This is a genomic window from Acidovorax sp. ACV02 (assembly GCF_014851475.1).
GTDB classification, from domain to species: Bacteria; Pseudomonadota; Gammaproteobacteria; order Burkholderiales; family Burkholderiaceae_C; genus Acidovorax; species Acidovorax delafieldii.
Genome location: NZ_JACUZU010000008.1, coordinates 214798 through 230378 on the forward strand (window position 1 = coordinate 214798; position 15581 = coordinate 230378).

Annotated in this window: 13 protein-coding genes; 2 read left to right on the top strand and 11 right to left on the bottom strand. The window is 65.7% G+C overall.

The annotated features are described in order from the left end of the window. Window positions 1-27: 27 nt before the first annotated feature. The 5 genes from IB236_RS20020 to IB236_RS20040 all read right to left on the bottom strand — a co-directional run bounded on the left by IB236_RS20020 (window position 28) and on the right by IB236_RS20040 (window position 4350). Window positions 28-891, bottom strand: coding sequence for a TIGR00730 family Rossman fold protein (locus IB236_RS20020; RefSeq protein WP_056746378.1), 864 nt, complete (start codon window positions 889-891; stop codon window positions 28-30). Between the two features lie 119 nt (window positions 892-1010). Further along, a complete protein-coding gene (gene crcB, locus IB236_RS20025; RefSeq protein ID WP_121942719.1) occupies window positions 1011-1394 on the bottom strand; it encodes a fluoride efflux transporter CrcB in 384 nt (127 codons plus the stop codon). A gap of 122 nt (window positions 1395-1516) precedes the next feature. Beyond that, window positions 1517-2821 (bottom strand): TRAP transporter large permease, encoded by a 1305-nt coding sequence (locus tag IB236_RS20030; protein ID WP_192421915.1) that lies wholly within the window; start codon window positions 2819-2821, stop codon window positions 1517-1519. A 17-nt stretch (window positions 2822-2838) separates the two neighbouring features. Continuing rightward, window positions 2839-3348: a TRAP transporter small permease gene (locus IB236_RS20035; RefSeq protein ID WP_192421916.1), complete on the bottom strand. Its 510-nt coding sequence runs from the start codon at window positions 3346-3348 to the stop codon at window positions 2839-2841. Between the two features lie 18 nt (window positions 3349-3366). Then, window positions 3367-4350 (bottom strand): TRAP transporter substrate-binding protein, encoded by a 984-nt coding sequence (locus IB236_RS20040; RefSeq protein ID WP_056746370.1) that lies wholly within the window; start codon window positions 4348-4350, stop codon window positions 3367-3369. Window positions 4351-4537: 187 nt separating this feature from the next. Here IB236_RS20040 and IB236_RS20045 point away from each other — a divergent pair, with 187 nt between their 5' ends. Together IB236_RS20045 and IB236_RS20050 are read left to right on the top strand one after the other, a co-directional pair. Continuing rightward, entirely contained in the window at window positions 4538-5074 is a 537-nt protein-coding gene (locus IB236_RS20045) for a winged helix DNA-binding protein (protein WP_056063673.1), read from the top strand. Window positions 5075-5166: 92 nt separating this feature from the next. Beyond that, window positions 5167-8817, top strand: a complete 3651-nt coding sequence (locus IB236_RS20050) for a hydantoinase B/oxoprolinase family protein (protein WP_192421917.1) — start codon at window positions 5167-5169, stop codon at window positions 8815-8817. Window positions 8818-8882: 65 nt separating this feature from the next. On the opposite strand, the gene mnhG is transcribed toward IB236_RS20050, so the two are convergent. The 6 genes from mnhG to IB236_RS20080 form a co-directional block, all read right to left on the bottom strand. Continuing rightward, the gene (mnhG, locus tag IB236_RS20055; RefSeq protein WP_192421918.1) at window positions 8883-9281 is read right to left on the bottom strand and encodes a monovalent cation/H(+) antiporter subunit G; all 399 of its coding nucleotides are present in this window, start codon (window positions 9279-9281) and stop codon (window positions 8883-8885) included. Continuing rightward, complete coding sequence (locus tag IB236_RS20060; RefSeq protein ID WP_099730474.1) at window positions 9278-9556, bottom strand: K+/H+ antiporter subunit F; 279 nt, start codon at window positions 9554-9556, stop codon at window positions 9278-9280. Before IB236_RS20060 ends, mnhG begins: the two co-directional genes overlap by 4 nt. Further along, complete coding sequence (locus IB236_RS20065; protein WP_192421934.1) at window positions 9553-10062, bottom strand: Na+/H+ antiporter subunit E; 510 nt, start codon at window positions 10060-10062, stop codon at window positions 9553-9555. Before IB236_RS20065 ends, IB236_RS20060 begins: the two co-directional genes overlap by 4 nt. 38 nt (window positions 10063-10100) lie before the next feature. Continuing rightward, window positions 10101-11822: a monovalent cation/H+ antiporter subunit D gene (locus tag IB236_RS20070; RefSeq protein ID WP_225581273.1), complete on the bottom strand. Its 1722-nt coding sequence runs from the start codon at window positions 11820-11822 to the stop codon at window positions 10101-10103. Window positions 11823-11982: 160 nt separating this feature from the next. After that, window positions 11983-12348 carry a Na+/H+ antiporter subunit C gene (locus tag IB236_RS20075; RefSeq protein WP_015014440.1) on the bottom strand — a complete coding sequence of 122 codons (366 nt, stop codon included), beginning with the start codon at window positions 12346-12348 and terminating at the stop codon, window positions 11983-11985. Continuing rightward, complete coding sequence (locus IB236_RS20080) at window positions 12339-15284, bottom strand: monovalent cation/H+ antiporter subunit A (RefSeq protein ID WP_192421919.1); 2946 nt, start codon at window positions 15282-15284, stop codon at window positions 12339-12341. The genes IB236_RS20075 and IB236_RS20080 overlap by 10 nt, the downstream gene beginning before the upstream one ends. Window positions 15285-15581 lie beyond the last annotated feature (297 nt).

Here is a 15581-nt window from a genome sequence, read left to right on the forward strand (position 1 = left end):
GGCACCCGTCCCGCCTTATGTTGGCCGTCAGAGCTTGTAAAACGCCCGGATCAAGTCCCAGGCCTCCTGAGGGTCATCGGTGTAGTGAAACAGGTTGAGGTCCTGTGCAGAGATGGTGCCTTCTTCCACCAGCACGTCGAAGTTGATGAGGCGCTTCCAGTAGTCGGTGCCGAACAGCACGATGGGTACAGGTTTGGCCTTTTTGGTCTGGACCAGGGTCAGCACTTCAAACAGCTCGTCCAGCGTGCCAAAGCCGCCAGGAAAGGCCACCAGCGCCTTGGCGCGCATCATGAAATGCATTTTGCGCAGTGCGAAGTAGTGGAACTTGAAGGACAGTGAGGGCGAGATGAAGCGGTTGCCGCTTTGCTCGTGGGGCAGGGCGATGTTCAGGCCCACGTTCAGCGCACCCGCATCGTGGGCGCCCCGGTTGGCGGCCTCCATGATGCCGGGGCCGCCGCCCGTGCAGATGTAGATCCGGTCGGCAGGGCGCTGGCGTTCGCTGTAGTCGGCCACCAGCTTGGCGAACTGGCGGGCCAGGTCGTAATAGCCTGCGTTGCGCACGGCCAGGCGTGCGCGGCGCACGCGTTCGGCGTCGCCACTGGCTTCGGCCTCGCCTAGCTGTGCTGCGGCTTCGTCGGGTGCGACAAAGCGCGCGCTGCCGTACACCACCACAGTGCTTTCAATGCCTTGTTCGGCCTGGCCCAGGTCGGGCTTGAGCATTTCGAGCTGAAAGCGGATGCCCCGGGTTTCGCGGCGGAACATGAATTCGGGGTCGGCGAAGGCCATGCGGTTGGCATCGGCCTGCAGCGGGTTGCCGTTGTGGGCGTGGTTGTGCAGCTCGGCCCAGGCATCGGCCAGGCGGCGTTCGTTGAGTTGGGTGTTGGCTTCCATGAGGGGCTCGCGTATCGGTAGATGAACAGAGAAGAAAGGGGCGGCACCGGCAGCAGCGGGTGAGGGCCCATGCAGTGTGGCGTGAATGAATGAAGAAATGACGTGCTAGTGTAGGAACATCAAGCGCGTGATGCTATGAAATACGAAGCAGTTTGCATGCCAAGCACCGTGAGGCCCAGGGAGCCCAGCAGGTGCAGTGCTGTGGTGCCCAGCGCCATGGCATAGCGCTGCACCATCAGCATCTCGACGACTTCGGCCGAGAAGCTGGAAAACGTGGTGAGAGCGCCCAGGAATCCTGTGACCAGTGCCAGTCGCCACACAGGGTCGAGTTGCGGCATGGCGTGGAACACAGCGACGCACACCCCGATGAGATAGCCACCCACCAGATTGGCGGCCACCGTGCCCCAGGGAATGAGCCCCCCGGGGCTGAGCCACAGACCCAGGCGCCAGCGCGCCAGTGCGCCCACACAGGCGCCGATGCAGATGGCAAGAACGTTCAACATCGGGCCATTGTCGCCGGATTTTTGGAGCGTCGGACTGGCTCCTCTCCATCCCTCAAAACGCCAAGCGGGGCGTCCCCGGTGGGGGCGCCCCGCTTGGCTGTGCCTGCTGGCGGCAGGTGCGTTCAGCGCGCCGACATCTGCTGCGGCAGCCAGGTCACGATGCCGGGGAAGACATAGATCAACGCCACGGCGCCACACATCAGGAAGAACATGGGCATGGCCACCTTGGCGATCCAGGGCAGCTGGCGACCTGTCATGCCCTGCAGCACAAACAGGTTGAAGCCCACGGGCGGCGTGATCTGCGCCATCTCCACCACCAGCACGATGAAGATGCCGAACCAGATGGGGTCGATGCCGGCTGCCTGCACCGTGGGCATGAGCACGCCCATGGTCAGCACCACCATCGAGATGCCGTCGAGAAAGCAGCCCAGGATGATGTAGAAAACCGCCAGCGCCACGATGAGCTGCGCCTGGTTCAAGCCCAGCGACGCGATCCATTCCGCCAGGTGGCGCGGCAAGCCGATGTAGCCCATGGCCAGCGTGAGAAAAGCGGCGCCAGCCAGGATCAGCGCGATCATGCAGTACAGGCGCGTGGCGCCCATCAGCGAGTCCTTGAACGTGCCCCAAGTCATGGAGGCCTGCACGGCCGACAGCACCAGCGAGCCGACCACGCCCACGGCCGCGGCCTCGGTGGCGGTGGCAAAGCCGGTGTAGATGGAGCCCAGCACGGCCGCGATCAGCAGCACGACAGGGATCAGGCTGCGGGATTCGGACAGCTTTTGCATGAAGGTCATGCGCACATCGGCCGCAGGCACCTGCTCGGGGTGGCGCAGCGCCCACAGCATGATGTAGCCCGAGAACAGCGCCGCCAGCAGAATGCCCGGCAGCACACCCGCAATGAACAGCTGCGAGATCGACACCTCGGCCGACACGCCGTACACGATCATGATGATGGACGGCGGGATCAATAGGCCCAGCGTGCTGGCACCGGCCAGCGTGCCCACCACCATGTGCTCGGGGTAGCCGCGGCGCGTCAGCTCCGGCAGCGTCATCTTGCCAATGGTGGCGCAGGTGGCGGCGCTGGACCCCGACACGGCGGCAAAGATGGTGCAGCCCACCACGTTGGTATGTAGCAACCGGCCCGGCAGCGCCTGGACCCACGGGGCCAGGCCCTTGAACATGTCTTGCGACAGCCGCGTGCGAAACAGGATTTCGCCCATCCAGATGAACAGGGGCAGGGCGGTGAGGGTCCAGCTGGAGGCGCTGCCCCAGATGGTCACGGCCATCGCATCGCCCGCCGGGCGGGCGGAGAACAGCTGCATGGCGATCCAGGCGACGCCGGAGAGGGTGAGCCCGATCCATACGCCGCTGCCCAGGATCAGGAACAGTGACAGTACGAGCAGGCCGGTTATGGCGAGATCACTCATGGTAGGTCGTGCCGGGTTTATTCATTGCGCAATGCTTCGCCGGAGGAGGCATCCACACGCTTGCCCATCATCTCCAGCACCAGCTCGTCCAGGAACGCGATCGCCAGAATCACCGTGCCCAAGGCCATGGCGATCTGCGGAATCCACAGGGGCGTGGCGTCGCTGCTGGTGGAGATGTCGTGAAACTCGTGCGACTGCCAGGCCAGCTTGCAGCTGTACACCGCGAACAGTACGGCCAGCAGGGTGGCAATGGCCAAAGCCCAGATCTCGAACGCCTTCTTGGCGCCGCCCTTCAGAAAGTTGAGAAACAGCGTGACGCGGATGTGCTCGCCGCGCTTCAAGGTGTGGGCGAGCGCCAAGAAGCCCGATGCGGCCATCAGATAGCCCGCATAGGCATCCGTGCCCGGCACGTGGAAGTGGAACTGGCGGCTGGCGATGGACAGCAGCACCATCCCCAACAAGCCGACCATGAAAAGCGCCGCCAGGGCGGCGGCGCTGTCGTACAGAAAGTCCAGCAGACGACGCATGTGCGTGGGCGCCTGGGCTTACTTGCGGTAGGCGTCGATGAGCGCCTTGCCTTCGGGGCCGGCCTTGTCCAGCCATTCCTTGAGCATGGTGTCACCCACCTTGGCCATGTCGGCCTTCAGGGCAGCCGGTGGGGCCACCACATCCATGCCATTGGCCTTGAGCTTGGCGACGGTATCGGTGTTGACTTTGGCACTGTTGGCCCAGCCGCGTGCTTCGGCGTCGGCACCGGCCTTCAGCAGCGCGTCCTGGCTGGGCTTGTCGAGGGCGTCAAACGCCTTCTTGTTCACCAGCACGGCGTTCTTGGGCAGCCAGGCCTGGGTGTCGTAGTAGAACTTGAGGTGTTCGTACAGCTTGCTGTCCACACCTGTGGCGCCCGAGGTCATCGTCGATTCGACCACGCCCGTGGCCAGGGCCTGCGAGAACTCCGCAGCCTGCACCGTCACGGGCTGGGCGCCGACCAGCTCGGCAATGCGCGCGGTGGCAGGGCTGTAGGCGCGCCACTTGATGCCCTTGAGGTCGGCGGCAGAGGCCAGCGGCTTCTTGGTGTAGATGCCTTGCGGAGGCCAGGCCACGGCGTACAGCAGCATCATTCCCTGCTCAGCCAGCTTCTTTTCCAGGAAGGGCTTTTGGGCCGCGTAGAGTTTCTTGGAGGCGTCGTAGCTGTCGGCCAGGAAGGGCAGGCCATCCACGCCAAACAGCTGCCATTCGTTCTGGAAGTTGGCCAGCAGGATCTCGCCCATCTGCGCCTGGCCGCCTTGCACAGCGCGCTTGATTTCAGGGGCCTTGAACAGCGCGGCGTTGGCATGCACCGTGATCTTGAGCTTGCCGCCCGTGGCCTTGTCCACATCGCTGGCCAGCTGCACCATGTTTTCGGTGTGGAAGTTGGTGGCGGGGTAGGCGGCGGCCAGGTCCCACTTGGTCTGGGCGAATGCCGAGGTGGCAGACAGGCCCGCAGCCAGTGTCAGGGCGAGTGCGGTCACGGGGAAGATTCGACGCTTCATGGATATTGCTCCGCAGGGTTGTATGTACAAGGTTGGATGTAACAAATCACTGTATCGGAAGCCGATCCGATTGCGATAGGTGTTTTGCCTAAACGCTGACAAATTGCCAACAAATTACCATCGACTTGCCTACAATGCCCCATGCATATCCCGTGCCAATGACAGAACCCGCAGGCCTGAACCCGCCATGAAATCTGACGCCAAGCCCAAGGCCAAAACCGACTCCGGTCCCATCGTGTCTTCGGCGCATCTGGTGTCGGCGCAGAGTGCAGAGATGAGCGAGTTCGAGTTCGGCCTCATCGTGGCGGGCAACGCGTTCCACCGCTGGGTGGTGCACTGCATGGCGGCGGCGGGTCTCAAGGACCTGACGCCGCTCGACGTGGTGGTGCTGCACCACGTCACGCACCGTGCGCGCGACAAGCGACTGGCCGACATCTGCTTCATCATGAACGTGGAAGACACCCACCTGGTGAACTACTCGCTCAAAAAGCTGCAGACCCTGGGCGTGGTCGCCTCGCAGAAGAACGGCAAGGAAGTCACCTACGCCGCCACTGACACCGGCCGCGCCTATGTGCAGCGCTACCGCGAGATCCGCGAGAGCTGCCTCATTGATGCCTTGAATGCCGATGACGCGCTCAACCGCGACATCGGCGAACTGGCCCGTTTGCTGCGTGTGCTCTCGGGCATGTATGACCAGGCAGCGCGCTCCGCAGCGTCGCTGTGACAACCTGCCCCTGGTTTCTGATTTTTTGAATGAAATGCAGCTGTAGCGCAGGTATTCAATGCGCTGGCAGCTATTGATTAGATAGCATCATCATGTCCCAACAAGTTTCTCCTTTGTCCCGCTGGCAGTTCTGGATCGACCGGGGCGGCACCTTCACCGACGTGGTGGGAAAGCGCCCGGACGGCAACTTGGTCACGCACAAGCTGCTGTCGGAGAACCCCGAGCAGTACAAGGATGCAGCCGTGGCGGGCATTCGCCACCTGCTGGGTCTGAAGTCCGGCGAACCCGTGACGCCCGAACTGGTGGAGTGCGTGAAGATGGGCACTACCGTGGCCACCAACGCGCTGCTGGAGCGCAAGGGCGAGCCCACGCTGCTCATCACCACCAAGGGCTTTAAGGACGCGCTGCGCATTGCGTACCAGAACCGCCCCCGTTTGTTTGACCGCCACATCGTGCTGCCCGAGCTGCTGTACGAGCGCGTCGTCGAAGCGCAGGAGCGCATGGGTGCACAGGGCGAAGTGATCGAGCCGCTGGACGAAGCCCACCTGAAGGAACGCCTGTGGGCGGCCTACGACGCGGGCCTGCGCAGCGCGGCCATCGTGTTCATGCACGGCTACCGCTACACCGCACACGAAGAAGCCGCCGCCCGCATCGCGCGCGAAATCGGCTTTACGCAGGTGAGCGCATCGCACGCCACCAGCCCCATGATGAAGCTGGTGAGCCGGGGCGACACCACGGTGGTGGATGCGTACCTGTCGCCCATCCTGCGCCGCTATGTGGACCAGGTGGCGAGCGATATGCCGGGCGTGAAGCTGTTCTTCATGCAATCGTCGGGCGGCCTCACGGATGCGCAGGTGTTCCAGGGCAAGGACGCGATCCTGAGCGGCCCTGCAGGCGGCATCGTCGGCATGGCGCGCACTGCCGGGCTCGCGGGCCACGACAAGGTCATCGGCTTTGACATGGGTGGCACCAGCACCGACGTGAGCCACTACGCGGGCGAGTTCGAGCGCGAGTTCGAGACCCAGGTGGCGGGCGTGCGCATGCGCGCGCCCATGATGAGCATCCACACCGTGGCAGCCGGGGGCGGCTCCATCCTCGGCTTTGATGGCGCACGCTTCCGCGTGGGCCCCGAAAGCGCGGGCGCCAACCCTGGCCCCGCCAGCTACCGCCGTGGCGGCCCGCTGGCCGTGACGGATGCGAACGTGATGGTGGGCAAGATCCAGCCTGCACATTTCCCCAAGGTGTTTGGCCACGCGGCCAACGAGGCGCTGGATGGCGATGCGGTGGCGCAGAAGTTTGAAGGCCTCGCCACACAGACCGGACGCAAGGCCGAGGATGTGGCCCATGGCTTCATTCAGATCGCCGTGCAGCAGATGGCCAATGCCATCAAGAAGATCAGCGTGGCGCGCGGCTACGACGTGACGCGCTACACGCTGCAGTGCTTTGGCGGCGCGGGCGGCCAGCATGCTTGTTTGGTGGCCGATGCCCTGGGCATGACGCGCGTGTTTGTGCACCCGTTGGCGGGGGTACTCAGCGCCTACGGCATGGGCCTGGCGGATCAGAACGTGATCCGTGAACAGGCGGTGGAAACCAAGCTCGTGCCGGACGCGTTGCCCGGCATCGAGGCCACGCTGGAGCAACTGGCCACCACCGCGCGCACCGAGCTGGAGCGCCAGCAGGTGGGCGCGGGCACTGCGGTGGTGCACCGCCGCGTGCATGTGCGCTACGAGGGCAGCGACTCGGCACTCATCGTGCCGTTTGGCTCGCTGGCCGAAATCACCGCCGCGTTCGAGAACGCCTACCGCCAGCGTTTTGCCTTCCTCATGCAGGGCAAGGGCCTGGTGGTGGAGGCTGTGTCGGTCGAGGCCGTGGTGCCCGGCGATGCCCCCGTGGAGCCACGCCACGCGCTGCAGCCCGCCCGCACGTTGCCGCGCCGCAGCACCGTGCGCATGTACACGGGTGGTGTGGATGGAATCGCTGCCTGGCACGATGCGGCGCTGGTGGTGCGCGAGGATTTGCGTCCCGGCGACGTGATCCCCGGCCCGGCCATCATTGCCGAGAAGAACGCTACAACAATAGTGGAGCCCGGCTGGGAAGCCGCGCTGACGGACCTGGACCACCTGCTGCTCAACCGCCGTGTGGCGCGCGCCGTGCAGCACGCCGTGGGCACCACGGTGGACCCGGTGCTGCTCGAAGTGTTCAACAACCTGTTCATGAACATTGCCGAACAGATGGGGCTGCAGCTGCAGAACACGGCGTACTCGGTCAACATCAAGGAGCGGCTCGATTTCAGCTGCGCGCTGTTTGACACCGCGGGCAACCTGATCGCCAATGCGCCGCACATGCCCGTGCACCTGGGCAGCATGGGCGAGAGCATCAAGACCGTGATCCGCGAGAACGCGGGCCGCATGCAGCCCGGCGATGTGTTCGTGCTCAACGACCCGTACCACGGCGGCACGCACCTGCCGGACATCACGGTCATCACGCCGGTCTACATCGCCAACGAGGCCGAGCCCACGTTCTATGTGGGCAGCCGAGGCCACCACGCCGATGTGGGCGGCACCACGCCGGGCTCCATGCCGCCGTTCTCCACGCGCATTGAAGAAGAGGGCGTACAGATCAACAACGTGAAGCTGGTGGAACGCGGCACCTTGCGGGAACGCGAGATGATTGCGCTGCTGGAAAGCGGCGAATACCCCAGCCGCAACCCGCAGCAGAACATGGCCGACCTGCGCGCGCAGATTGCCGCCAACGAGAAAGGCCAGCAGGAGCTGCGCCGCATGGTGGCCGAGTTTGGCCTCGATGTGGTGCAGGCCTATATGCGCCATGTGCAGGACAACGCCGAAGAGTCCGTGCGCCGTGTCATCACGCGCCTGAAGGATGGTGCGTTCACGCTGCCCCTGGACAACGGCGCGCAGATCAGCGTGGCCGTGAAGGTGGATGCAGCGAGTCGCAGCGCCACCATCGACTTCACCGGCACCAGCGCGCAGCAGACGAACAACTTCAACGCGCCCACGGCGGTGTGCATGGCGGCGGTGCTGTATGTGTTCCGCACGCTGGTGGACGACGACATTCCGCTCAACGCCGGGTGCCTCAAGCCGCTCAACGTCATCATCCCGCCCGGCAGCATGCTCAACCCCAACCCACCAGCTTCAGTGGTGGCTGGCAATGTGGAAACGTCCACCTGCATCACCAATGCGCTGTACGGCGCCTTGGGTCTGATGGCGGCAGGACAGTGCACCATGAACAACTTCACCTTTGGCAGCACGCGCTACCAGTACTACGAGACCATCTCGGGCGGCAGCGGCGCGGGTGGTGTATGGGATGCCAACGGGCAGCTGGTGGGCGGTTTTGGTGGCACCAGCGTCGTGCAATGCCATATGACCAACTCGCGCCTGACGGACCCCGAGGTGCTGGAGTTCCGCTTTCCGGTGCGGCTGGAGGGCTACGAGATCCGCAAGGGATCGGGCGGTGCCGGGCAGTGGAAAGGTGGCGACGGCGGCGTGCGCCGTGTGCGCTTCCTGGAGCCGATGACGGCCAGCATCTTGTCGAACGGGCGCCACCATGGCGCGTTTGGCATGGCGGGCGGCCAGCCGGGTGCCGTGGGTATCAACAAGGTGGTGCGCAGCGATGGCCGGGTGGAGCTGCTGGACCACATCGGCCAGGCCGAGATGGCGCCGGGCGATGTGTTCGAGATTCACACTCCCGGTGGCGGCGGGTTTGGTGCGCCAAGGACGAAATAAGCGCCAAAAATGCTGCAGGCGCATGTTTTATATGCGCCTGCAGCTATCAAATCAGGAGTGATTGATCAGGAGTCTTTGGGTTCCGTGCCGCCATCCACCTTGGGCTGGCTCAGGCTGGGCGGCACATCGCGCCCGGCCTGCCGTGCGCGGAACAGCGCCGCGCGCATGAGAAAGATCGACATCACCGGCACCGTGATCGCCACGAACACGGCGATCAGCAGCGCATGCAGCGCCAAGCTGCGGTCGGCCACCGAGAAGTACAGCACGGTGCCGTGCATGATCAGCCAGCAGCCCAGCGTGGCAATGATGGAGGGCGCGTGTACCCGTTCAAAAAAGGTCGGCAGGCGCAGCAAGCCGATGGAGCCCAGCAGGGCCAGCGCGGCACCAGCCAGCACCAGCACGGCCACGATGATTTCCAGCCACAGCGGAAGAACAGCGGTGGCGGTGGTGGCGGCTTCGGTCATTCGATCACCTCGCCGCGCAGCAAAAACTTGGCCATGGCCATGGAGCCGACAAAGCTGAGCAGCGCCAGCAGCAGTGCGGCCTCGAAGTAGTTCTTGCTGCCGTAGAGCAGACCCAGCACCAGCATCACCAGCATGCCGCTCAAGTACATGCAGTCCAGCGCCAGCACGCGGTCTTGCGCGGAAGGGCCCTTGAGCAGTCGGATCAACGCGCAGCCCATGGCCAGCGCGAGCATGAGCAGGGCGGCCGGCAGGGCCCAGTCCAGCACGGGGGTCATTCAAAAATCTCCATCAGGGGCGTCTCGTAGCGCTGCTTCACGTCAGCGATCACCGTGGCGGGGTCGTCCAACTCCAGCACGTGCAGCAGCAGCATGCTGCGGTCCAGCGAAATCTCGGCCCACGCGGTACCGGGTGTGATGCACACGATCATCGCCAGCACGGCCAATGCGTTGGGGTCTCGCACGTCCAGCGGGATGTGCACAAAGCCCGCAGGATGGCGCCTGCGGCCGGGTGCCAGCAGCAGGCGTGCCACCGCCAGGTTGGACCGGGTGGTGTCTGCCACCACCGTGAGTGCCAGGCGCAGGACGGTGCCCGGCTTGCGGATGCGTACCGGCAGCGGGCGCAGCCCGGCGGTGAGCAGCGGGATGGCCAGTGCCAGCACCGTGCCCAGCACGAAGTGGCCCGCGCTCAGGCTGCGGTTGAGCAGCAGCCACAGGCCCAGGAGCGCCAGCGAGAGCAGGGGGGCTGGCACCAGGCGCCGCAATGGACCGGGGCGTGGCGGCATGGCGGGGGCGTTGGACGCCGCAGGTTGAGCAGGTTGGGTCATGGCTTGTCCCCCGTTGGCGTGGTTTCAGGCATCGCCGCAGGCGAAGCCGCGACGGGCGCAGCGGTCATCACCGCACGCACGTAAGTGCCGGGCGCATGCAGGGCATCGGCCGTGGCCTGGGTGTAGCGCATCACCGCCCCAGCCTGCCACACCAGCGCCACACAGGCCAGCAGCAGCAGTGCAATGGGCAGCCCCTCCAGCACCAAAAGCTGCGGTGACGCGCGGCCCTGGGCCGACCAGAAATGGCGAATGCCCGCGCGTGTGAGCGCCAGCAGCGCCAGCAGCCCCGAGCCCACCAGCAACGCCACCAGCATCCAGCCCGCAGCGCCCAGGCGGATGCCCTGGGCCGCGCCCAGCCCCAGCGGGTTGAGCAGTGCATGGATCATGGCGAACTTGCCCACAAAACCGGGCAAGGGCGGCAGGCCCGCAATGACCAGCGTGCAGGCCATGAACGCCAGGCCCAGAAAGGCCGCTGCGGCGGGGATGACCTGGCCGATCAGCGCCTGTTCCTTGTCGTCCAGGTTCATGCCCTCGGTGGGCACCAGGTCGGCCGACAGAAAGGGTGCGTCGTCAGTCTGCTCATACGGAGCCAGGTTGGCACCGTTGTTGCGCCAGCGGTCGATCAGGTCGGTGAGCAGGAACAGCGCACTCACGGCCAGGGTAGAGCTGAGCAGGTAGTACAGCAGCCCGCCCGTGAGCAGGTTTTGGCCGAAGCCCACGGCGGCCAGCAGTGTGCCCGACGACAGCACGGCGCTGAACCCTGCCAGGTGCCCCAGCCGCTGCGAGCCCAGCATGCCCATGGCACCAAAGGCCATGGTCAGCATGCCGCCGCCAATGAGCCACTGGCTGCCAAACAGTGCGGATTCACCGGCCTCGGCGCCAAACAGCAGCGTCCATAGCCGCAGCACGCTGTACACGCCCACCTTGGTCATGAGCGCGAAAAGCGCACCCACGGGCGCCGTGGCCGCACTGTAGGCAGGCACCAGCCAGAAGTTGAGCGGCCACACGGCGGCCTTGATGAGGAACGCGACCGCCAGAATCGCAGCGGCCGCATGCAGCAGCCCCCGGTCTGCCACGGCCACACCCGCAATGCTCTGGGCCAGGTCGGCCATGTTGAGCGTGCCGGTGATGCCGTAGAGCATCGACACCCCGATGAGGAACAGCGAAGAGGCGGCGAGGTTGATGGCGATGTAGTGCAGCCCCGCCGACACGCGCGGGCGGCCCGAGCCGTGCAGCAGCAGCCCGTAGGACGCCGCCAGCATGATCTCGAAGAACACAAACAGGTTGAACAGGTCGGCCGTGAGGAACGCGCCTGCTAGCCCCATGAGCTGGAACTGGAACAGCGGGTGAAAGTGCACCCCCGCCCGGTGCCAGCGCGCGGCCGAGAACAGCACCGTGGCGAGCGCCACTGTGCTGGTCAGCACCAGCATCATGGCCGACAGGCGGTCGATGACCAGCACGATGCCGAACGGCGCCGGCCAGTTGCCCGGCAGGTACACGCCCAGGCTGGTCTGCACGCTGGGCTCCTTGGCCTGCACCAGCAGCAACACAGCCACCACCAGGCCGACCAGGGTCGATGTGATGTTGAGCGTGACCTTGGTGCGCTGGCGTTCCTCGCGCAGCAGCAGCATGAGCCCGGCCGTGAGCAGGGGCAGCGCAATGGGCGCGAGGATCAGGTGCGGCATCAGCCGGTCAAGCAGCATGTGCATGAGTGTCATGTGATTGGTCCAAGACGCTGCGCATGAAACTGGCACGCCCCAGGCCAGGGCAGCCGAGAAAGGGCCGCCCCGCATCGAGGGCTGCGTCCCCCTGCCCGCAGTGTGCAGCGCTGCGAGAGCGGGGGGAAGCGGCGAAGCCGCTCAGGGGGGTGTTCTCTAGTCACGGCATTTCCTGCACGTCTTTACCCTTGGTGCCGTCCACATGGTCGGTGCCCGCCATGCCACGCGATGCCAGCAACACCACGAGGAAGAGGGCGGTCATGGCAAAGCCGATGACGATGGCCGTGAGTGTGAGCGCCTGGGGCATGGGGTCGGCATAGTGGGCCAGGTCTTGCGGCACCCCGGGCTGCAGCACGGGCTCCTTGTCAATCGCGAGGCCCAGGCGGCCCATGCTGAAAATGAAGAGGTTGACGGCGTACGACAGCAGCGACAGGCCCATGATGACCTGGAAGGTGCGGGGCCGCAGCAGCAGCCACACGCCGGAACCTGTGAGCACGCCGATGGCCAGGGCCAGTATCAGTTCCATGGACCTTCTCCCGGTGTGGCGGCGGCCTGGGCTTCTTCGGCCGCGCGTGCGTTGTTGTAGCGGTGGCTGCGCACCGACTGATGGGCAATGCCGGTGAGGATGAGCATGGTGGAGCCCACCACCAGGGTGAACACGCCGATGTCGAAGAACAGCGCGCTGGCCACGTGGATCTGACCCACCACGGGCAGCGAAAAATGCGCCGTGTGGCTGGTCAAAAACGGATAGCCCCAGGCCAGTGCGCCCAGGCCCGTGGCCAGTGCGGCGAGCAGGCCCACACCGATCCAGCGGCGCGGGTACAGCGGCAGATGCGCCTCGACCCACGAGGTGCCCGAGACGATGTACTGCAGCAGCAGGGCCACCGAGAACACCAGCCCCGCCACAAAGCCGCCGCCGGGCTCGTTGTGGCCGCGCATGAAGAGGTAGACCGCTACCAGCGTGGCAAACGGCAGCATCAGCCGCACCAGCACGGCGGGCACCATGAGGTAGCCCACGGCGGTGTCGGCAGTCTGGCGTGGGTTGGCGAGGTCGGTGTCCACATCGGCGGGCAGTGCGCGCTGCTGGGGCGGCAGGTCCATCACCTCGCGCGCAGGGCGGAAGCGCCGCAGCAGCGCATACACCGTGAGCGCCACAATGCCGAGCACCACGATCTCGCCAAAGGTGTCAAAGCCCCGGAAGTCCACCAGCATGACGTTGACCACGTTGGTGCCGCCCCCTTCGGTAAGCGCACGCTCCAGAAAGAAGGTGGAGGTGCTGTCGGGGAACGGGCGGCTCATCATCGCGAACGACAGCAGCGCCATGCCACCACCCGCAGCCAACGTCAGCGCCATGTCGCGGTAGCGGCGCAGCTGGGTGCGGCGCTCTTCGGCCAGCGTGGGCACGCGCAGGCTCTCGTCGCGCCGCGGCAGCCAGCGCAGGCCCAGCAGAATGAGGATGGTGGTGACCACCTCCACCACGATCTGCGTGAGCGCCAGGTCGGGCGCCGAGAACCACAGGAAGGTCAGGCACACGCACAGCCCGGAGCCACCCAGCAGCGTCAGTGCCGCCAGGCGGTGGTACTTGGCCTGCCAGGCTGCCGCCACGGCGCACACGGCACCCAGCAACCACAGCAGCGCAAAGGCGGGGGACAGCGGCAGCTGCACCCGGTCGCCAATAGGCAAGCCCCGCGCCCACAGGGGCAGGGTGCCCGCCACCAGCGCGGCGCACACCAGCCACAGCATTTGCCACTGCAGGCGACCGGTGCCCAGCAGGCGGCGGCCATTGCGGCCCATCAGGCTGAGCAAGGCCAGCGTGGCCTCAAAGGCCCGCTGGCCGCTGATGCGGCGCATGACGGGTGGCGCATCGATGGCACCCTTTTCGCGCTGCCAGCGCAGCAGTGCGTAGAGCGCGATGCCCCCGCCCAAAGCCACCAGACTCATCACAAAGGGGGTGTTGAACCCATGCCAGACCGCCAGGCTGTAGGTGGGCAGCTCGCCTCCCACCACGGGCCGTGCGGCAGCGGCCAGGTAGGCCCCCACCGACCATGCGGGCAACGTGCCCACCACGAGGCAGGCCAGCACCAGCAGTTCCACCGGCACGCGCATCCAGTGTGGCGGCTCATGGGGCGGGCGCGGCAGGTCGGTGGCGGGCGGGCCAAAGAACACATCCACCGTGAAGCGCAGTGAGTACGCCACGCTGAACATGCCGGCCACCGTGGCGGCCACCGGCAGCAGCCATTCGAGCAATGGCGTGGTGTTCACGTACACCGTCTCGGCAAAGAACATTTCCTTGGACAGGAAGCCATTGAGCAGCGGCACGCCCGCCATGGCTGCACTGGCCACCATGGCCAGGGTGGCGGTGATCGGCATCATGGTGCGCAGGCCCGACAGGCGCCGGATGTCCCGCGTGCCGCTTTCATGGTCCACGATGCCCACGGCCATGAACAGCGAGGCCTTGAAGGTGGCGTGGTTCATGATGTGGAACACGGCCGCCACGGCGGCCAGCGGGCTGTTCAGGCCCAGCAGCAGGGTGATGAGGCCCAGGTGCGAGATGGTCGAGTACGCCAGCAGCCCCTTGAGGTCGTTCTGGAACATGGCCGCGTAGCCGCCCACCAGCAAGGTGGCCAGGCCCGCGCCGCCCACCAGCCAGAACCACTGCTCGGTGCCCGCCAGCGCGGGCCACAGGCGCGCCAGCAGAAACACGCCCGCCTTGACCATGGTGGCTGAATGCAGGTAGGCCGACACAGGTGTGGGCGCGGCCATGGCATGGGGCAGCCAGAAGTGGAAGGGGAACTGCGCGCTTTTGGTGAGCGCGCCCAGCAGAATCAGTACGAGCGCGGTGGTGTACAGCGCGTGGTTCTGGATGAGCTGGCCGGCGGCGAGCACATGATCGAGGTCATAGCTGCCAACGATGTGCCCCAGCACCAGCATGCCCGCCAGCATGGCCAGGCCGCCCGTGCCGGTGACGGTGAGCGCCATGCGCGCGCCGCGCCGCGCATCCTTGCGGTGGTGCCAGTAGCCGATCAGCAGGAAGGAAAACAGGCTGGTCAGCTCCCAGAAAAACGCAATCTGGATGATGTTGCCCGACAGCACCACGCCTGCCATCGCACCCATGAAGGCCAGAAAAAACGAGAAGAAGCGCGGCACCGGGTCGGCCGCAGACATGTAGTAGCGCGCATACAGCACCACCAGGCTGCCCACGCCCAGCACCAGCATGCAGAACATCCAGGCAAAGCCGTCCATGCGGATGACGAGGTTCAGGCCCAGCGCGGGCAGCCAGGCCAGCTCTTGCCGGATCACACCGCCGTCTGCAATCTGCGGGAAGTAGAGCGCCGCCTGCACGGTGCAGAACAGTGCGATGAGTCCTGCCAGGGTGGACTCGGTATTGCGGGCGTTGGAGGGCAGAACCGCTGCCAGCAGGCTGCCGATGAAGGGGAGAAGGATGAGCGTAATCAGGGGCATGCGCGATTGATTCTAGGGCGTGTCCCCCTTCAATTCCCCCACGCGCTGGCGGTGCAATGCGGATGGATGCGCGAAGGGGGGGCGCAGCCAATAGCGTGGCTATTGGCAAGCCGCCCGACAAAGCAGACGCCGCATTGCGCAGCCAGCCCGAAGGGAAAGCCAGCCAAGCCGCACATTGCGTCGTTGCCCTTCGCTTGTGTAGCCAAGCTACACGGCGCTCAGGGCGCCTGGCACTGCACGGCCTGGATGGCTTTCGCGTGGGGGAATTGAAGGGGGACACGCCCTGGGGGCAGCGCC

Coding starts and splice junctions, on each gene's coding strand:
- IB236_RS20020 (WP_056746378.1), bottom strand. CDS start 891: ATGGAAGCCAACACCCAACTCAACGAACGCCGCCTGGCCGATGCCTGG.
- crcB (WP_121942719.1), bottom strand. CDS start 1,394: ATGTTGAACGTTCTTGCCATCTGCATCGGCGCCTGTGTGGGCGCACTG.
- IB236_RS20030 (WP_192421915.1), bottom strand. CDS start 2,821: ATGAGTGATCTCGCCATAACCGGCCTGCTCGTACTGTCACTGTTCCTG.
- IB236_RS20035 (WP_192421916.1), bottom strand. CDS start 3,348: ATGCGTCGTCTGCTGGACTTTCTGTACGACAGCGCCGCCGCCCTGGCG.
- IB236_RS20040 (WP_056746370.1), bottom strand. CDS start 4,350: ATGAAGCGTCGAATCTTCCCCGTGACCGCACTCGCCCTGACACTGGCT.
- IB236_RS20045 (WP_056063673.1), top strand. CDS start 4,538: ATGAAATCTGACGCCAAGCCCAAGGCCAAAACCGACTCCGGTCCCATC.
- IB236_RS20050 (WP_192421917.1), top strand. CDS start 5,167: ATGTCCCAACAAGTTTCTCCTTTGTCCCGCTGGCAGTTCTGGATCGAC.
- mnhG (WP_192421918.1), bottom strand. CDS start 9,281: ATGACCGAAGCCGCCACCACCGCCACCGCTGTTCTTCCGCTGTGGCTG.
- IB236_RS20060 (WP_099730474.1), bottom strand. CDS start 9,556: ATGACCCCCGTGCTGGACTGGGCCCTGCCGGCCGCCCTGCTCATGCTC.
- IB236_RS20065 (WP_192421934.1), bottom strand. CDS start 10,062: ATGCCGCCACGCCCCGGTCCATTGCGGCGCCTGGTGCCAGCCCCCCTG.
- IB236_RS20070 (WP_225581273.1), bottom strand. CDS start 11,822: ATGACACTCATGCACATGCTGCTTGACCGGCTGATGCCGCACCTGATC.
- IB236_RS20075 (WP_015014440.1), bottom strand. CDS start 12,348: ATGGAACTGATACTGGCCCTGGCCATCGGCGTGCTCACAGGTTCCGGC.
- IB236_RS20080 (WP_192421919.1), bottom strand. CDS start 15,284: ATGCCCCTGATTACGCTCATCCTTCTCCCCTTCATCGGCAGCCTGCTG.